Here is a 16656-nt window from a genome sequence, read left to right on the forward strand (position 1 = left end):
GCCGTCCGGGTGAGGGCGGTTCGCTCGTCCCTCACGACAGGGATTCTCCGCCCGTCGCCGTCCCCAGCGCTCCCACCGGCGCCACCTTCACGCCCGCCTTGGAGCACACCCAGTGCGGGTCCGGTCCGAGTTCCGGCTCCACATCCAGCGCGTGCGGGTCGCCGTAACCGCAGACGGGGCACAGCGGCCAGCGTCCGTAGCGCTCCAGGAGGGCGTCCTGCACGTCCTGGGCGACCAGTCCGGCCACGTACCGCGCGCCGTCCGGCCACTGCTCCACCCACCAGCGGCGCTGGGCGACGGAGTCCTCGACGAGCGAGACCACGTCCGCCTCGGCGACCTCGGCGGCGATCAGATCGGCCAGGATGAGGGCGCGGGCGGCGTGCAGGGCCTGCTCCAGGGGGCTGATGGGCTCCATGCCTCCATTGTGCGCACTCTTGACCACATGTCCGATCGGAAAATATCTTTCAGGGTGTGACCCAGGACGTGAAGGAAATTTTCGCCCCCACCGGCGGCCCGGCGATCGGCGCACCCCCCGCACCCGCCGCCCTCGCGGCCAAGGTTCGCACGCTCGCGCCCTCCATGACCCGCTCCATGCAGCGCGTCGCCGAGGCCGTGGCGCACGACCCGGCCGGCTGCGCGGCCCTCACGGTCACCGGCCTCGCCGAGCTCACCGGCACCAGCGAGGCGACCGTCGTGCGCACCGCCCGGCTGCTCGGCTACCCCGGCTACCGCGATCTGCGCCTCGCTCTCGCGGGCCTGGCCGCCCAGCAGCAGTCCGGTCGCGCGCCCGCCATCACGACCGACATCGCGGTGGACGACCCCATCGCCGACGTCGTCGCCAAACTCGCCTACGAGGAGCAGCAGACCCTCGCCGACACCGCCGCCGGCCTGGACACCGTCCAACTCGGCGCCGCCGTCGCCGCGCTGGCCGCCGCCCACCGCACGGACGTCTACGGGATAGGGGCCTCCGGCCTGGTCGCCCAGGACCTGACCCAGAAGCTGCTGCGGATAGGGCTGATCGCCCACGCGCCCAGCGACCCGCACCTCGCCGTCACCAACGCCGTGCAACTGCGCGCCGGCGACATGGCGATCGCGATCACCCATTCGGGTTCCACCGGAGACGTGATCGAGCCGCTGCGGGTCGCCTTCGAGCGCGGCGCGACCACCGTCGCCATCACCGGCCGCCCCGACGCGCCCGTCACTCAGTACGCCGACCACGTCCTGACCACCTCCACCTCCCGCGAGAGCGAGCTGCGCCCCGCGGCGATGTCCTCCCGCACCAGCCAACTTCTGGTGGTGGACTGCCTGTTCGTGGGGGTCGCCCAGCGCACGTACGAGACGGCGGCACCGGCCCTCGCGGCGTCGTACGAGGCGCTGGCCCACCGGCACAGTCCACGCGGTGGCAGCCGGCGTTCGTAGCCACCGGCGGGGCCGCGTCCGCCGGCCGGACGACGCCCCGAGCCGGCGAGGCCGACCGGCACCGCCGGCCGTACCGCATCGCCCCAGCCCAGAGAGTTCCGAAGAGAGCCGCCCTTCATGACCTCCACGTCCCCCTTCCGTGAGCTGCGCGCCCAGTTGGAGTCGCTGACGACCGAGGCGTTCCGCCCCGAGCTGGCCGAGATAGACCGGCTGCCCACGCTCGAGATCGCGCGGCTGATGAACACCGAGGACACCGCCGTGCCGGCCGCGGTGGCGAAGCGACTGCCGGAGATCGCCGCCGCGATCGACGCGGTCGCCGAGCGGATGGCACGCGGCGGGCGGCTGGTCTACGCGGGCGCGGGGACGGCGGGGCGGCTCGGGGTGCTGGACGCCTCGGAGTGCCCGCCCACGTTCAACACCGAGCCGTCCCAGGTCGTCGGCCTGATCGCGGGCGGCCCGGAGGCGATGGTGACCTCCGTCGAGGGCGCGGAGGACTCGCGGGAGCTGGCCGTCCAGGCGCTCGACGCCCTCGGGCTGACCGCGGACGACACGGTGGTCGGCATCTCCGCCTCCGGACGCACCCCGTACGCCATCGGCGCGGTCGAGCACGCCCGCGCGCGCGGAGCCCTGACCATCGGCCTGGCCTGCAACGCGGGCAGCGCGCTGGCCGCGGCCGCCGAGCACGGCATCGAGATCGTGGTCGGCCCCGAACTGCTCACCGGCTCCACCCGGCTGAAGGCAGGCACGGCCCAGAAGCTGGTCCTGAACATGATCTCGACGATCACGATGATCCGGCTGGGCAAGACCTACGGGAACCTGATGGTCGACGTACGCGCCTCCAACGACAAGCTGCGCGCCCGCTCCCGCCGGATCGTTGCCCTCGCCACGGGCGCGGCGGACGAGGAGATCGAGCGGGCGCTCGCGGCCACCGACGGCGAGGTGAAGAACGCGATCCTGGTCCTGCTGTCCGGCGTCGACGCGGGGACGGCGGACCACCTCCTGAAGGACTCGGCCGGCCACCTCCGCGCCGCCCTGGACCGGGCCCGCGCCTGACCGCCGGGGCGGTCCCCGGCCGTACGCTGGAGGGCACGATGAATCACGCCCAGCTCACCGCACTCGGCCGGGCTCTCCGTCTTCTCGGCGAGCACGGCGAGGCGCTCACCGTCGACACGCCCGACGCCAAGCTGCACGAGGTCAGGGGGGACCTGAGGCGCGCCCTCGACCTGCTGGAGGAGAGCGTCGCCGGCGCGGCCCCCGCCACCCGGTGCCCCGAGCACCCCAACGGCCCCGTGGACGACAGCGCGCCCGACCGCTGCCTGCTCTGCGAGACCCGGCGGCGCATCGCCCGCCGAACGGACCTGTACGGGCCGTCGTACGGCCGGCCGGCCGGCGAACCGCCCGCCTCCTCCCCCGCCCCCTCCCGCTACGGCACGCGTGAGGAACGGCCGCAGCCCCAGCAGCGGTGGCTGCCGGAGCTGTGGAACGGACAGGAGTGGCAACTGTGCGGCACCCCGCGCCGGGACCGGCGCGAGGCCGAACTGTTCATCGCGGCCCAGCGGCGCGGACCGCGCGCCGCGACCGCCTACCGGCTGGTGCACGAGTTCACCGACTACGAGGTCGTACGCGTCTGGGGAACCCCGGTACGGATCGACATCGAGCCGCTGGGCAACCTGTAGCCGCCCGCCCTACGCCTTCGACGCGGGCACCTCCGCCTCCGCCGCCGCCGACGGCCCGCCCGGCGAGGTGACCCGCTGCCTCGGGATGAAGGAGGCGACGGCGAAGCCGAGAAGGGCGGCGCCCGCGCCGACCGCGAGGACCGTGCGGAAGCCGTTCTCGGAGGGCAGCGCGGAGGAACCGAACGTCGTGGTCATGTGCGCGAGGACCACGCCGGCGACCGCGCTGGCGGTGGAGGTGCCGATCGAACGCATCAGGGTGTTGAGGCTGTTGGCCGCGCCGGTCTCGGAGGCGGGAACGGCGCCCATGATGAGCGCGGGCATCGAGCCGTAGGTGAAGCCGATTCCGGCGCCGATGACGCAGGACGCCAGGACGAAGTGCCAGACCTGGTCCATCAGGACGATGTTCAGGCCGTAGCCGGCGGCCACGATCAGGGCGCCGGTCATCAGGGTCGTCTTCGGGCCCCGCGCCCGCGAGACGGCCGCCGAGACGGGCGCCACGGCCATCATCACCAGACCGGAGGGGGCCATCACCAGGCCGGAGGCGAGCAGCGACTGCCCCAGGCCGTAGCCGGTCTGCTTCGGCATCTGGAGCAGTTGCGGGACGACGAGCGACATCGAGAACATCGCGAAGCCGATCGCGACGGAGGCCAGGTTGGTCACCAGGACCTGGCGGCGGGCCGTGGTGCGCAGGTCCACCAGCGGGGCCTCGACGCGCAGTTCGAAGGCGCCCCAGGCGACGAGGATCACGACGGCCGCCGCGAACAGGCCGAGGGTGGTGCCGCTGCCCCAGCCCCAGTCGGCGCCCTTGGAGACGGCCAGCAGGAGGCAGACCAGGCCGACAGCCATGCCGGCCGCGCCCACGCCGTCGAAGCGGCCGCCGGTGCGCACCCTCGACTCGGGCACCAGGAACAGGACCAGGACCGCCGCGAGGAGGCCCAGGGCCGCCGAGGTCCAGAACAGCATGTGCCAGTCGAAGTTCTCGGCGATCACGGCGGCAGCGGGCAGGCCGAGGGCGCCGCCCACGCCGAGGGAGGCGCTCATCAGCGCGGTGGCCGAACCGAGCCGCTCGGCGGGCAGTTCGTCGCGCATGATGCTGATGCCGAGCGGGATCACGCCCGAGGCGAGGCCCTGCATGGCCCGCCCGACGATCATCGGCGTGAGGGAGTCGCTCAGCGCGGCCGTGGCGGAGCCGATCACCAGCATGGCCAGACTCAGCAGGAGCATGCGGCGCTTGCCGTACATGTCGCCGAGGCGGCCCGTCACGGGGGTGGCCACGGCGGCGGCGAGCAGGGTGGCGGTGACGGCCCAGGCGGCGTCCGAGGCGGAGGCGTGCAGCAGCTTCGGCAGCTCCGGGACGATCGGGATCACCAGGGTCTGCATCAGCGAGACCACGATGCCGCCGAGGGCCAGCACGGCCACCACGACGTCGGGTCTGGGTGGTGCCCCGGCGCCGGCCGGCGGGGCGAGTGCGTCGGACATGAAGAGTGTCTCCGTCGAGCAGATGTACTTGACTCAGGCAACCTTAATTGGACTTGATTGACTTAAGCAAGCTAATTTCGGCCGGAAAGAAGGCCGGCGCCTCCCGCGCTCGCGTCACGTGCGCGGGCGGGCGCCGGCCTCCTGCGGCCCGGTCGTGTGCGGCCCGATCCCGTGCCACCGCCGTCGGGTGACGGCCCTCAGCTCAGCGTCTTCAGGGCCTCCGCGTCGTACGGCTCGAGCTCGTCGAAGCGGTCGCCCAGGACCTTCGCCGCCCACTCCGGGTCCTGGAGCAGCGCACGGCCCACGGCCACCAGGTCGAACTCGTCGCGCTCCAGGCGGTCCAGCAGGTTGTCCAGGCTGCCGAGCGCGGCGCCCTCACCCTGGAAGGCCTTGAGGAAGTCGCCGTTCAGGCCGACCGAACCCACGGTGATGACCTGTTTGCCCGTCAGTTTCTTCGTCCAGCCCGCCAGGTTGAGGTCCGAGCCCTCGAACTCGGGGAGCCAGTAGCGGCGGGTGGAGGCGTGGAAGACGTCCACTCCGGCCGCCGCGATCGGGGCCAGAACGGCCTCCAGCTCCTGGGGCGTCTCGGCGAGACGGGCGTCGTAGGCTTCCTGCTTCCACTGCGAGTACCGGAAGATGACCGGGAAGCCGGGCGAGACGGCCGCACGGACCGCCGCGACGACCTCCGCCGCGAACCTCGTCCGGGCCACCGGATCACCGCCGTAGGCGTCCGTGCGGCGGTTGGTGCCCGCCCACAGGAACTGGTCCAGCAGATAGCCGTGGGCGCCGTGCAGCTCCACGCCGTCGAAGCCGATGCGCTCCGCCGCCGCGGCCGACTCGGCGAACGCGGCGACGACGTCGTCCAGGTCCTGCCGGGTCATGGCCTTGCCGGTGACCTCGGACTCTCCGACGCGCAGCCCGGAGGGGCCGACCGGGGGCGCGTCCGCGAACGGCGGGCGGCCCGGCCTGCGGACCATGCCGATGTGCCACAGCTGCGGGACGATCGTCCCGCCCGCCGCGTGCACGGCCTCGGCCACCCTCGCCCAGCCGGCGAGCTGCTCCTCGCCGTGGAACCGCGGCACCCGGCTGCTCTCACCGGCCGACGGGTGCCCGACGTAGGTGCCCTCGGTGACGATCAGACCCACACCGGCCGCGGCCCGGCGGGCGTAGTACGACACCACGTCCTCGCCGGGGATGCCGCCCGGGGAGAACCTGCGGGTCATCGGGGCCATCACGATCCGGTTGGGGACGCTCAGGCCGTTCGGCGTGACGGGACGGGACAGGACCGAGGCCGTACGGGAGGCGGATCCCGGGGCGGCGGGCCCGGACTCGGGGGCCGGTCCGGAGGCGGTGACTGTCATGGGGGGCTCCTTGCGGGACAGGTCTGCGGCACGGATACCGCATGGTATGTGCACACGCATGGAACACGTACAGTGGTGTCGGCCGTGAGATGTGTTACGTCCCGCCCGGCGCCCCGCCGAAGCGACCCGGAACACGCCCGAGGGCGGCACCCCCTGTCTCCAGGGGGTGCCGCCCTCGGTGTGAAGGACGGTCGATCAACCGGAACCGGTCGATCAGAAGTCCATGTCACCGCCCGGCATGCCGCCGCCGGCCGGCGCGGCGGCCTTCTCCGGCTTGTCGGCGATGACGGCCTCGGTGGTCAGGAACAGCGCGGCGATGGAGGCGGCGTTCTGCAGCGCGGAACGGGTCACCTTCGCCGGGTCGATGATGCCTTCCTTGACCAGGTCGACGTACTCGCCGGTCGCGGCGTTCAGGCCGTGACCCGGGGTCAGGTTGCGCACCTTCTCCACCACGACGCCGCCCTCGAGGCCGGCGTTGACGGCGATCTGCTTCAGCGGGGCCTCCAGGGCGAGCTTCACGGCCTGGGCGCCGGTCGCCTCGTCACCCTCGAGCTCCAGCTTCTCGAAGACGTTGGTGGTCTGGAGCAGGGCCACGCCACCACCGGCGACGATGCCCTCCTCGACGGCCGCCTTGGCGTTGCGGACGGCGTCCTCGATGCGGTGCTTGCGCTCCTTGAGCTCGACCTCGGTGGCGGCACCGGCCTTGATGACCGCGACACCGCCGGCGAGCTTGGCCAGGCGCTCCTGGAGCTTCTCGCGGTCGTAGTCGGAGTCGCTGTTCTCGATCTCGGCGCGGATCTGGTTCACCCGGCCCTGCACCTGCTCCGTGGAGCCGGCGCCGTCGACGATCGTGGTCTCGTCCTTGGTGATGACGACCTTGCGGGCGCGGCCCAGCAGGTCCAGAGACGCGTTCTCCAGCTTGAGGCCGACCTCCTCGGAGATGACCTCGCCGCCCGTGAGGATGGCGATGTCGCCGAGCATGGCCTTGCGGCGGTCGCCGAAGCCCGGGGCCTTGACGGCGACGGACTTGAAGGTGCCGCGGATCTTGTTGACGACCAGGGTCGACAGGGCCTCGCCCTCGACGTCCTCGGCGATGATCAGCAGCGGCTTGCCCGACTGCATGACCTTCTCCAGCAGCGGGAGCAGGTCCTTGACCGCGGAGATCTTGGAGTTCGCGATGAGGATGTACGGGTCCTCGAGCGACGACTCCATGCGCTCCATGTCGGTGGCGAAGTAGGCGGAGATGTAGCCCTTGTCGAAGCGCATGCCCTCGGTGAGCTCGAGCTCCAGGCCGAAGGTCTGCGACTCCTCGACGGTGATGACGCCTTCCTTGCCGACCTTGTCCATGGCCTCGGCGATGAGCTCGCCGATCTGGGTGTCGGCGGCGGAGATGGAGGCCGTGGAGGCGATCTGCTCCTTGGTCTCGACCTCCTTGGCCTGGTCGAGCAGGGCGGCGGAGACGGCCTCGACGGCCTTCTCGATACCGCGCTTCAGAGCCATCGGGTTGGCACCGGCGGCGACGTTGCGCAGGCCCTCCTTGACCAGGGCCTGGGCGAGAACGGTCGCGGTGGTCGTACCGTCACCGGCGACGTCGTCCGTCTTCTTGGCGACTTCCTTGACCAGCTCGGCGCCGATCTTCTCGTACGGGTCCTCGAGCTCGATCTCCTTGGCGATGGAGACACCGTCGTTGGTGATCGTGGGGGCGCCCCACTTCTTCTCGAGGACGACGTTGCGGCCCTTGGGGCCGAGGGTCACCTTGACGGCGTCCGCGAGCTGGTTCATGCCGCGCTCGAGGCCGCGCCGCGCCTCCTCGTCGAACGCGATGATCTTGGCCATGTGAAGTGGTCCCTCCAGGACTGGGGGTGATTCCTTCGGACCGCGCCCGCGCCCGCGACGGACGGCTCGCCGGCCTCGTGGTTCCTTGCCCCACCCGGCCCGCGGGCCTCACCGACCCGGTCCTTCGCTGTCACTCTCACCTTCAGAGTGCTAACGCCAATGATTAGCACTCGACCCACCCGAGTGCAAGGCGTGCTCGCGAAGCGAGCCTCCTCGGGGCGCGACGGCCGGGGTGGCGGCCCACGCGTACGGCGACACGCCGAGGGGCCCGCACCCCGGGTGGAGGTGCGGGCCCCTCGAAAGCTGATCGCTTGCGGTGGTCGCGCGAATCAGGCCGTGACGCGGACCATGTCCGCCTGCGGGCCCTTCTGACCCTGCGAGATCTCGAACTCGACCCGCTGGCCCTCTTCCAGCGAGCGGTAGCCGTCCATCTGGATCGCGCTGTAGTGGACGAAGACGTCCGCACCACCGTCGACCGCGATGAAGCCGTACCCCTTCTCCGCGTTGAACCACTTGACGGTGCCCTGAGCCATGCCTAACTCCCCTATTACTGGCCCTTGCACAGATCCACACTTCGCGGACCCGGGTCAGACCTCACCCCCCGTGGACGGGGGCGTGCGCCGGAACGCGTCGACCGCGGCTGAATGTATCTGTCCAACTGCCGTCTGCAACAGGTCAATCGGACGAGAATTCTGGACGGACGGGGTCCGGAATATGACGAGAATTCAGCTTGATTCAGGGCAAGTCGGGCCCCACAAACAAGACAAATGCCGCGAAAAGCCCGCACACTTTGGCTACTTCTTATCGGCGTGCGGCAGGAAACCAGGACTTACCGATCCGTGGACCGGGGGCGCGTTCCCCAACTCTACCGCGCTCAATCACTCAGAACGGCCCCCTCCGCTTCCCTTACGGAGGGGGCCGTTCCGTGAACAATCGGTAATCGAATTACCGAGGGTAATGGTCAGCCGCCGGCGACCGCGGGGATGATCGACACACCCGCGCCGTCCGGGGTGGCCGTCTCCAGTCCCTGCTCGAAGCGGACGTCGTCGTCGTTGACGTAGACGTTGACGAAGCGGCGCAGCTTGCCCTGGTCGTCCAGGACGCGCGCGGCGATGCCCGTGTGGTTCTTCTCCAGGTCGGAGATGACCTCGGCGAGGGTCGCGCCCTCGGCGTTCACCTCGGCCTGTCCGCCGGTGTAGGTGCGCAGGATGGTGGGGATGCGAACGGTCACGCTCATACGAGGCCAGCCTCTCGGAAGGAGTCCAGGGTCGGGCGGATGGTGGCGGTCAGGCCGGTGCCGGCCACCGCGTCCAGCGTCTTCAGGCCGTCGCCGGTGTTCAGGACGACGGTGGTCTTCGTCGGGTCGAGGGCTCCGCTGTCGATCAGCTTCTTCGTGACGCCGACCGTGACGCCGCCGGCGGTCTCCGCGAAGATGCCCTCGGTGCGGGCGAGCAGCTTGATCGCGTCGACCACCTGCTGGTCCGTCACGTCCTCCACCGCACCGCCCGTGCGGCGCGCGATGTCCAGCACGTACGGCCCGTCGGCCGGGTTGCCGATCGCCAGCGACTTGGCGATGGTGTTCGGCTTCTGCGGGCGCACCACGTCGTGCCCGGCCTTGAAGGCCGTGGACACCGGCGAGCAGCCCTCCGCCTGGGCGCCGAAGATCTTGTACGGCTTGTCCTCGACCAGCCCGAGCCTGATCAGCTCCTGGAGGCCCTTGTCGACCTTGGTGAGCTGGGAGCCGGAGGCGATCGGGACGACGATCTGGTCCGGCAGCCGCCAGCCGAGCTGCTCGCAGACCTCGTACGCCAGCGTCTTGGAGCCCTCGGCGTAGTACGGCCGCAGGTTGACGTTGACGAAGCCCCAGCCCTCGCCGGCCGGGTCGCCGATCAGCTCGGAGCAGAAGCGGTTCACGTCGTCGTAGTTGCCCTCGATGCCGACGAGTTCGCCGCCGTAGATCGCGGCCATGACGACCTTGCCCTGCTCCAGGTCGTGCGGGATGAAGACGCAGGAGCGGAGGCCGGCGCGGGCGGCCGCGGCGCCGACGGCGCCCGCGAGGTTGCCGGTGGAGGAGCAGGACAGAGTGGTGAAGCCGAAGGCGCGGGCGGCCTCCAGGGCCTGGGCGACCACGCGGTCCTTGAAGGAGTGCGTCGGGTTGCCGGAGTCGTCCTTCACGTACAGCCCGCCGGTGACGCCGAGTTCACGGGCGAGGCGGTCGGCCTTGACGAGCTTGGTCCAGCCGGGGTTGAGGTTCGGCTTGTCCGCCACGTCCGCCGGGACGGGCAGCAGCGGCGCGTAGCGCCAGATGTTCGCGGGGCCGGCCTCGATCTTCTTGCGCAGCTCCTCGGTGTCGTAGGCCGAGAAGTCGTAGGCGATCTCCAGCGGGCCGAAACACTCCTCGCAGGCGAAGACCGGGCCGAGGGGGACGCGGTGACCGCACTCGCGACAGCTCAGGGCCGCGGCGGGGCCCAGGTCGACGGTGGATCCGGAGGTGCTGCTTGCGACAGTCTGCACAGCCATGTGAGGCGAGGCCCTTTCTCCTCATCTTCCTCACGACGCATCTCGCCGTGAGACGGAATTGGCACCTTCCCTGGCCTGGCGCCTCGCGGAGACGAGTCCGGCTCAGGGGGGTTGCCGGGGCTTCGTCGGGCCGTGTCCCTCTGCCCCTCTGGATGAGCGGTATTCGGTTGTGAGTCGCGGGTGATGACCCCCGGCATGCGATGGTCATCCGCGTTGTTCAAGACTGTAACCGACGGCCGGGACAGTGAGAGGGGGACGTCCGAACCGCGAGACGGATCACACGAAGATGTGATCCACGCCGCGATCCGGACACCGCCGGTCCCGGCCAGCGAGCCGAGCAGGAGTGAGGAGCCGTCGATCGTGCTGGAAGAAGTCGAGCGCTGGCTGAGCACGCGCTCCTGGTCCGTGACCGATCGCCCGCTCCAGACACTCCTGGCCGCAAAACGCGCGACCGGTTCCTCCATCAGTGTGGTGCTGCCCGCGCTGAACGAGGAGGAGACGGTCGGCGACATCGTCGCCGCCGTCCGCCGGGACCTGGTGGTGCGGGCGCCGCTCGTGGACGAGATCGTCGTCGTCGACTCCGGCTCCACCGACCGCACCGCCGAGCGGGCCGCCGCCGCGGGCGCCCGGGTCGTGCACCGCGACGCCGTACTCCCCCGCATCCCGGCCGTCCCCGGCAAGGGCGAGGTGCTGTGGCGCTCCCTGCTGGTCACCCGAGGGGACGTCATCTGCTTCGTCGACGCCGACCTGAGGGAGTTCTCCTCCGACTTCGTCACCGGGATCGTGGGCCCGCTGCTCACCGACCCGGACGTGCACCTGGTCAAGGCGATGTACGACCGTCCGCTGACCGTGCCGGGCACCGGCGGCGCCCCGACCGGGCAGGGCGGCCGGGTCACGGAGCTGATGGCCCGCCCGCTGCTCAACATGCACTGGCCGCAGCTGGCCGGCTTCGTGCAGCCGCTCGGCGGCGAGTACGCCGCCCGCCGCTCCCTGCTCGAACAGCTGCCGTTCCCCGTCGGCTACGGCGTCGAGCTGGGCATGCTGGTCGACGCGCTGCACCTGGTCGGCCTGGACGCCCTCGCGCAGGTCGACGTGGGCGTACGCAAGCACCGCCACCAGGACGGCCAGGCGCTCGGCCGGATGGCCGCCGCGATCTACCGCACCGCCCAGCTGCGCCTGGCCCGCGGCCATCTGATCCGCCCCGCCCTCACCCAGTTCGAGCGCGGTGAGGACGGCTTCGAGCCGCGCACGTACTCGGTGGACACCGAGGAGCGCCCGCCGATGAACGAGATCGCGGAGTACGCCACCCGGAAGGTGGCCTGAGCGCGGGTTCGGCCGGGGCCCGGCCGTCAGCCGGCGACACCGTCCGACCAGCGCCAGCGGCCCGCCGCGTCCCGCTCGCAGGTCAGGTACTCGCCGCCCTTGCCGTAGGTGCTCATGCCGTGGTGGCGCTGGGCGCAGAACTGGCCGTCGGCGTAGCAGTTGCCGGCCGGGCTGGTGATCGCGCAGGCCGTGCCGCCGCCACCGCTGCCGCCGCTTCCCCCGCCGCCGTGGGCGGTGGAGGCGGTCGGCGTGGGCGCCGGGGTGTACAGCAGCCGGCCGGCGCAGTCGCGACCGTCGCGGGCCAGGGTGAACGTCACTTCGCCGGCGTGGGCGCGCTGGTCGCAGACCTTCTCGCTCGCTCTCCAGGACGAGGCCCGGCGGCCGGTGCCCTGGAGCCGGACGACGTAGCCGACGCCGCTCGCCTTGGCGGCGGCGATGGCCGTGCCGATGCGGGCGCCGGTGTAGTCGCGCAGCGTGGGGGTCGGCGTCGGGGTGGGGGTGGGCGTCGGGGTAGGGGTGGGGCTCGCGGGCTCCGTGCTCGCCGGCTCCTCGGACTGCTGCGCTCCGGCGGCCGCGGTCGCCGGGGCCGAACGTGCCGCCTTCGGCGTCCCGGAGTCACCGTCGTCGCAGCCGGCCAGCACCAGCGCGCCGGCCAGGAGCAGCACCGGGCCGAACCGGCGCACGCGTATGAAATGCACGAACCCCACCCCTCACGGACCGTCCGGCACCCTGCCCGGACGGAGATCACCAGAAGACACCCAACATCCTCATGTCCATCACATGTTCTTCACAAGTCTTCGGCGGCGGGATCCGTGCCGAGTGATCCCCGGCCACGTTTGAGCGTTCCAGGGGCGGGCTAGGTTGAGGACCATGGCTGCAACGCACGGTGCCGAGGTGCTGGTCGCGTCCAATCGCGGGCCGGTTTCGTACGGGATCAGCGAGGACGGCTCGCTCCAGGCCCGACGCGGAGGCGGAGGACTGGTGTCCGGGCTGTCCGCGATCGGACCGGACGCGGGCGCGGTATGGGTGTGCGCCGCGCTGAACGACGCCGACCGGGAGGCCGTACGCCGCTACGCGTGTGAACGCCGACTGCCGTCGGAGGCGACCGGCGGACAGCGGGTGCGGATGCTGGACATCGACCCGAAGGTGTTCTCCGACGCCTACAACGGCATCGCCAACTCGGTGCTGTGGTTCGTCCACCACATGCTGTACCAGACGCCGCTTGAGCCCGTCTTCGACCAGGAGTTCCGGCGCCGGTGGGCGTCCTACGAGGCCTACAACCGGGCCTTCGCCGAGGCGCTGGCCCAGGAGGCGGCCGAGGGCGCGGCCGTGGTGGTGCAGGACTACCACCTGACCCTGGTGCCGGGGATGCTGCGCGACCTCCGGCCGGATGTACGCATCGGTCACTTCTCGCACACGCCGTGGGCCCCGGCGGACTACTTCCGGATGCTGCCCGACGACGTCGCCGGGCAGGTGCTGCGCGGCATGCTGGGCGCCGACCGGCTGGGCTTCCTCACCCGGCGGTGGGCGGACGCGTTCACCGGGTGCTGCGAGGCGCTCGTGGGCGGGCTCGGGGACACCCGGGTCGGGGTGCACGGGCTGGGCGCGGACGCCGAGTTCCTGCGGGAGCGCTCGCACCGGGCGGACGTCTTCGAGTGGATGGCGGCGCTGCGCGAGGAGATCGGCGCGGCCCCGGACGGCGGCCCGCGCCGGACGATCGTGCGGGTGGACCGTACGGAGCTGTCGAAGAACATCGTGCGGGGCCTGCTGGCGTACCGGCAGCTGCTGGAGCACCACCCGGAGTGGCGCGAACGGGTGGTGCATCTCGCGTTCGCCTACCCCTCGCGGCAGGACCTCGCCGTGTACCGGCACTACACGGCGGAGGTGCGGCGGCTCGCGGACGAGATCAACGGGCGGTACGGGACCGCCGGGTGGCGGCCGGTCGTGCTGCACGTCGAGGACGACTTCGCGCGGTCGCTGGCGGCGTACCGGATCGCGGACGTGGCGCTGGTCAACCCGATCCGGGACGGGATGAACCTGGTCGCCAAGGAGGTGCCGGTCGTCTCGGACTCCGGGTGCGCGCTGGTGCTGTCGCGGGAGGCGGGGGCGTACGAGGAGCTGGGGGAGGACGCGGTGGCCGTGAATCCGTTCGACGTGGTGGGGACGGCGCAGGCGCTGCACCAGGCGTTGAGCATGCCGGGGGCGGAGCGTGCGGAGCGGACGAAGCGGCTGGCCGCGGCGGCGACCGCGTTGCCGCCGGCCCAGTGGTTCCTGGATCAGCTGCGGGAGTTGGACCGACTGGGGTAGGCGGGGGTGCTGTGGGGTGGGTGCGCCTGCCCGCTCGGGGGCTCCCCGCAGGGGACCGGCGCCCACCCGAGCCGCCCTGCCGCACGACGGCCCGCAGGGCGCGTGGCACGGCCGCCCGCGGGCCGCGGCTTCGCACGGCCGCCCGCGGGTCCTACAGCCACGCCGCCAGTGTCCGCAGCAGCGCCACCACGCCCGCCGGGCCGTCCACCACCAGGTCCGCCCGCTCGGCCAGTTCGGTGACCTCCGCGCTGCCGCTGCACACCAGCACGCCGGGCACTCCGTCGGAGCGTAGCTTGTCGACCGCGGCGAAGGCGGGGAGGTCGCCGAGGTCGTCGCCCGCGTAGAGGACCGAGGTGGCGCCCAGGGCGCGGACGTAGTCCGACAGGGCCACGCCCTTGTCCATGCCCGGCGGGCGCAGTTCGAGGACCATGCGGCCCGGTTCGACGATCAGGCCGTGGCGGGCGGCCAGCTCCGCCAGGGGCTCGCGGAGCAGCTCGTACGCGGCCCGGGGGTCGTCCGCGCGGCGGGTGTGGACCGCGAGGGAGCGGCCCTTCTCCTCGGTCCAGGTGCCGTGCCAGGCGCCGATCCGGTCGAGGAAGCCCGGCAGCTCGGCACGCACGGCGGCCACTCCCGGATGCGGGGCCGGTGCGGTGAGCCTGCCGGTGGCGGCCTCCCAGCGTTCGGCGCCGTAGTGGCCGAGGACGACGAGATGCTCCAGGCCGGGTACGCCGGCGAAGCCGCCGTGGCGGACCGCGACGCCGGCCGGGCGGCCGGTGACCACCGCGACGGCGGCCACCTTCGGCGCGAGCGCGGCGAGCGCGGGCACCGCCTCCGGGTGCGCGCGGGCCTGGTCCGGGTCGGCCACGATCGGGGCCAGCGTGCCGTCGAAGTCGAGGGCGATCACCGCCTTCTCCGGGTGCGCCAGCAGCGCGGCCAGTCCGTCCCTTCCGGCCCGTGTGGCGGGGGTCGGCAGGGAGTGGCCGGCGTCGGTCGGGTTCGTCTGGTGACTGTCCTGGCTGCCCATGTGCCGAACCTATCCACCGCGGGCCGCGGCCACTCCTCAGCGTTCCGACCGGCGCGCCTCGCGCACCCGGCGCAGCCGGTTCACCGTCACCGGGTCGTGCGCCAGGGCACGGGTGTCGTCGAGGAGCGCGTTGAGCAGCTGGTAGTAGCGAACGGGTGACAGGCCCAGCTCCTCGCGTATGGCGCGCTCCTTCGCGCCGGGGCCGGCGAAGCCGCGTCGCTCCAGGGCGAGGATGTCCCGTTCCCTGCGGTCCAGGCTCCTCGCCGGCCCCTCCCGCTCGTCGCCCGCGTCGTCCATGGGTGCACCGTAGCTCCTGCCACGGACAACGAGGCCCGGCCCGGCGGTCCCGCTAGCCCGCGTTCTCCGCGCTGCCCGCGTCGTCCGCGCCTCGCGCGGTCCGCCCGCTCTCCGCGCTCTCCTCCTCCGACGCCTTCTCCTGGAGCCGGTTCAGAACCGCGGTGGGGTCGCCTCCGGGGCTCACCGTCCGGCCGATCTGCTTCTTGATGTCCGCGCTGATCCCGGCCCAGGACGTCTTGCCGACCGGATAGAGCTGCGCGAGCGGCAGCTCCTCCAGGAACGGCCACAGAGCCTTGTCCTGCTGGGCGGCGGCCATCGCGTCGGAGGCGGAGGTGGTGACGGGCAGCAGGTCGTACTCGCGGGAGAAGTCGAGGACGTTCTTCTCGCTGTAGACGAAGTCGAGGAAGTCGCCGACCTGGTCCTTGTGGCCGTTCTTCTTGAAGGCCATCATCCAGTCGGTGACGCCCATGGTGGACTTGGGCGTGCCGTTGCGACCGGGCATCGGGACCATGCCGAACTTCACGCCGTTCTTCGCGGCCTGCTGCATCAGCGTGGGGTGGCCGTTGAGCATGCCGACGTCGCCCTTGGCGAAGGCGGCGAAGGCGTCCGCGCGATCGAGCTTGCCGGGGGCGACGGGGCCGGTCAGGCCCTTGCCGACCAGTTCGTCCTTGAGCCAGGTGAAGGTCTCGGTGTTCTGCGGGGAGTTGAGGGTGTAGGTGCCGATGTCGTCGGTGTAGCCGGAGCCGCCGCTCAGCAGCCACAACATGGTCTCCGCCTGCGCCTCCTCGGGCCCCAGCGGCAGCGCGTACGGGTACGTCACGCCCCTGGCCTTCAGCGCCTCGGCGTCGGCGGCGAGCTGGTCCCAGGTGTGGGGCGGGGTGAGGTGGGCCTGGTCGAAGAGCGTCTTGTTGTAGAAGAGCACCCGGGTGGAGGCCGCGAACGGGATGCCGTACTGGACGTGCCGAACCTGTCCGGCCTCGGAGAGCTGGCCGAGGAAGTCGGCCTGGACGGGGATGGAGAGCAGGTCGTCTGCCTTGTAGAGCAGCCCCTGGTCGGCGTAGTCGGCGTAGGCGCCGATCTGCGCCATGTCCGGCGGGTCGCCGGCGTCGACCATCTCCTTGACCTTGCGGTCGACGTCGGTCCAGGAGTACACGCTGACCTGGACCTTCACACCGGGGTGCCGGGACTCGTAGTCCTTGGCCAGCCGGTCCCAGTACTTCTGCGAGGTGTTGGCCGGAGAGTTGCCGTAGTCGGCCGCGACCAGCTCGAGGGTCACGTCCGAGGAGCCGTTGCTTCCGCAGCCGCCGAGGACCGTCGTCATGCCCAGCGCGGACACCACCGCGATCATTCCTGTCCTACGCCGCTGCACTGCTGTGTTCAGCCCCAACCCTTGTCGTGTTCACCATGCGGACAC

Annotated in this window: 16 protein-coding genes and 1 riboswitch; of the genes, 5 read left to right on the forward strand and 11 right to left on the reverse strand. The window is 71.8% G+C overall.

The window, feature by feature from the left end:
* Positions 1-31: 31 nt before the first annotated feature.
* Positions 32-415, reverse strand: coding sequence for a hypothetical protein (locus ACWDUZ_RS21750; protein WP_451633436.1), 384 nt, complete (start codon positions 413-415; stop codon positions 32-34).
* Positions 416-471: 56 nt separating this feature from the next.
* Here ACWDUZ_RS21750 and ACWDUZ_RS21755 point away from each other — a divergent pair, with 56 nt between their 5' ends.
* The 3 genes from ACWDUZ_RS21755 to ACWDUZ_RS21765 all read left to right on the forward strand — a co-directional run bounded on the left by ACWDUZ_RS21755 (position 472) and on the right by ACWDUZ_RS21765 (position 3095).
* Positions 472-1419, forward strand: coding sequence for a MurR/RpiR family transcriptional regulator (locus ACWDUZ_RS21755; RefSeq protein ID WP_451633437.1), 948 nt, complete (start codon positions 472-474; stop codon positions 1417-1419).
* Between the two features lie 117 nt (positions 1420-1536).
* Complete coding sequence (murQ, locus tag ACWDUZ_RS21760; protein WP_451633438.1) at positions 1537-2472, forward strand: N-acetylmuramic acid 6-phosphate etherase; 936 nt, start codon at positions 1537-1539, stop codon at positions 2470-2472.
* A gap of 38 nt (positions 2473-2510) precedes the next feature.
* A complete protein-coding gene (locus ACWDUZ_RS21765) occupies positions 2511-3095 on the forward strand; it encodes a hypothetical protein (protein ID WP_451633439.1) in 585 nt (194 codons plus the stop codon).
* A 9-nt stretch (positions 3096-3104) separates the two neighbouring features.
* On the opposite strand, the gene ACWDUZ_RS21770 is transcribed toward ACWDUZ_RS21765, so the two are convergent.
* The 6 genes from ACWDUZ_RS21770 to thrC all read right to left on the reverse strand — a co-directional run bounded on the left by ACWDUZ_RS21770 (position 3105) and on the right by thrC (position 10291).
* The gene (locus tag ACWDUZ_RS21770) at positions 3105-4574 is read right to left on the reverse strand and encodes an MFS transporter (protein WP_451633440.1); all 1470 of its coding nucleotides are present in this window, start codon (positions 4572-4574) and stop codon (positions 3105-3107) included.
* Positions 4575-4771: 197 nt separating this feature from the next.
* Positions 4772-5935 carry an NADH:flavin oxidoreductase gene (locus ACWDUZ_RS21775; RefSeq protein ID WP_451633441.1) on the reverse strand — a complete coding sequence of 388 codons (1164 nt, stop codon included), beginning with the start codon at positions 5933-5935 and terminating at the stop codon, positions 4772-4774.
* A gap of 213 nt (positions 5936-6148) precedes the next feature.
* A complete protein-coding gene (gene groL / locus ACWDUZ_RS21780) occupies positions 6149-7771 on the reverse strand; it encodes a chaperonin GroEL (RefSeq protein ID WP_451633442.1) in 1623 nt (540 codons plus the stop codon).
* A gap of 329 nt (positions 7772-8100) precedes the next feature.
* A complete protein-coding gene (locus ACWDUZ_RS21785; RefSeq protein WP_009189266.1) occupies positions 8101-8304 on the reverse strand; it encodes a cold-shock protein in 204 nt (67 codons plus the stop codon).
* A 428-nt stretch (positions 8305-8732) separates the two neighbouring features.
* Positions 8733-9008 (reverse strand): MoaD/ThiS family protein, encoded by a 276-nt coding sequence (locus tag ACWDUZ_RS21790; protein WP_361031487.1) that lies wholly within the window; start codon positions 9006-9008, stop codon positions 8733-8735.
* Positions 9005-10291: a threonine synthase gene (thrC, locus tag ACWDUZ_RS21795; protein ID WP_451633443.1), complete on the reverse strand. Its 1287-nt coding sequence runs from the start codon at positions 10289-10291 to the stop codon at positions 9005-9007. Before thrC ends, ACWDUZ_RS21790 begins: the two co-directional genes overlap by 4 nt.
* 18 nt (positions 10292-10309) lie before the next feature.
* Positions 10310-10450: riboswitch (SAM riboswitch) on the reverse strand.
* Between the two features lie 201 nt (positions 10451-10651).
* Between thrC and ACWDUZ_RS21800 the strand changes: the two genes are divergently transcribed.
* Complete coding sequence (locus ACWDUZ_RS21800; protein WP_451633444.1) at positions 10652-11614, forward strand: glucosyl-3-phosphoglycerate synthase; 963 nt, start codon at positions 10652-10654, stop codon at positions 11612-11614.
* A 26-nt stretch (positions 11615-11640) separates the two neighbouring features.
* Here the strand turns inward: ACWDUZ_RS21800 and ACWDUZ_RS21805 are convergent, their stop codons facing one another.
* Positions 11641-12312: a hypothetical protein gene (locus ACWDUZ_RS21805; RefSeq protein WP_451633445.1), complete on the reverse strand. Its 672-nt coding sequence runs from the start codon at positions 12310-12312 to the stop codon at positions 11641-11643.
* A 172-nt stretch (positions 12313-12484) separates the two neighbouring features.
* On the opposite strand from ACWDUZ_RS21805, the gene ACWDUZ_RS21810 reads away from it, so the two are divergent.
* A complete protein-coding gene (locus ACWDUZ_RS21810; protein ID WP_451633446.1) occupies positions 12485-13921 on the forward strand; it encodes an alpha,alpha-trehalose-phosphate synthase (UDP-forming) in 1437 nt (478 codons plus the stop codon).
* A gap of 151 nt (positions 13922-14072) precedes the next feature.
* On the opposite strand, the gene otsB is transcribed toward ACWDUZ_RS21810, so the two are convergent.
* From otsB to ACWDUZ_RS21825, 3 genes are read right to left on the reverse strand one after another with little or no spacing between them, the layout of a single operon-like run.
* Complete coding sequence (gene otsB / locus ACWDUZ_RS21815) at positions 14073-14945, reverse strand: trehalose-phosphatase (RefSeq protein WP_451633447.1); 873 nt, start codon at positions 14943-14945, stop codon at positions 14073-14075.
* A gap of 36 nt (positions 14946-14981) precedes the next feature.
* Positions 14982-15242 carry a DUF3263 domain-containing protein gene (locus tag ACWDUZ_RS21820; protein WP_451633448.1) on the reverse strand — a complete coding sequence of 87 codons (261 nt, stop codon included), beginning with the start codon at positions 15240-15242 and terminating at the stop codon, positions 14982-14984.
* 52 nt (positions 15243-15294) lie between these two features.
* The gene (locus ACWDUZ_RS21825) at positions 15295-16611 is read right to left on the reverse strand and encodes an ABC transporter substrate-binding protein (protein ID WP_451633449.1); all 1317 of its coding nucleotides are present in this window, start codon (positions 16609-16611) and stop codon (positions 15295-15297) included.
* Positions 16612-16656 lie beyond the last annotated feature (45 nt).

It is taken from the genome of Streptomyces sp. NPDC003393, assembly GCF_053589015.1.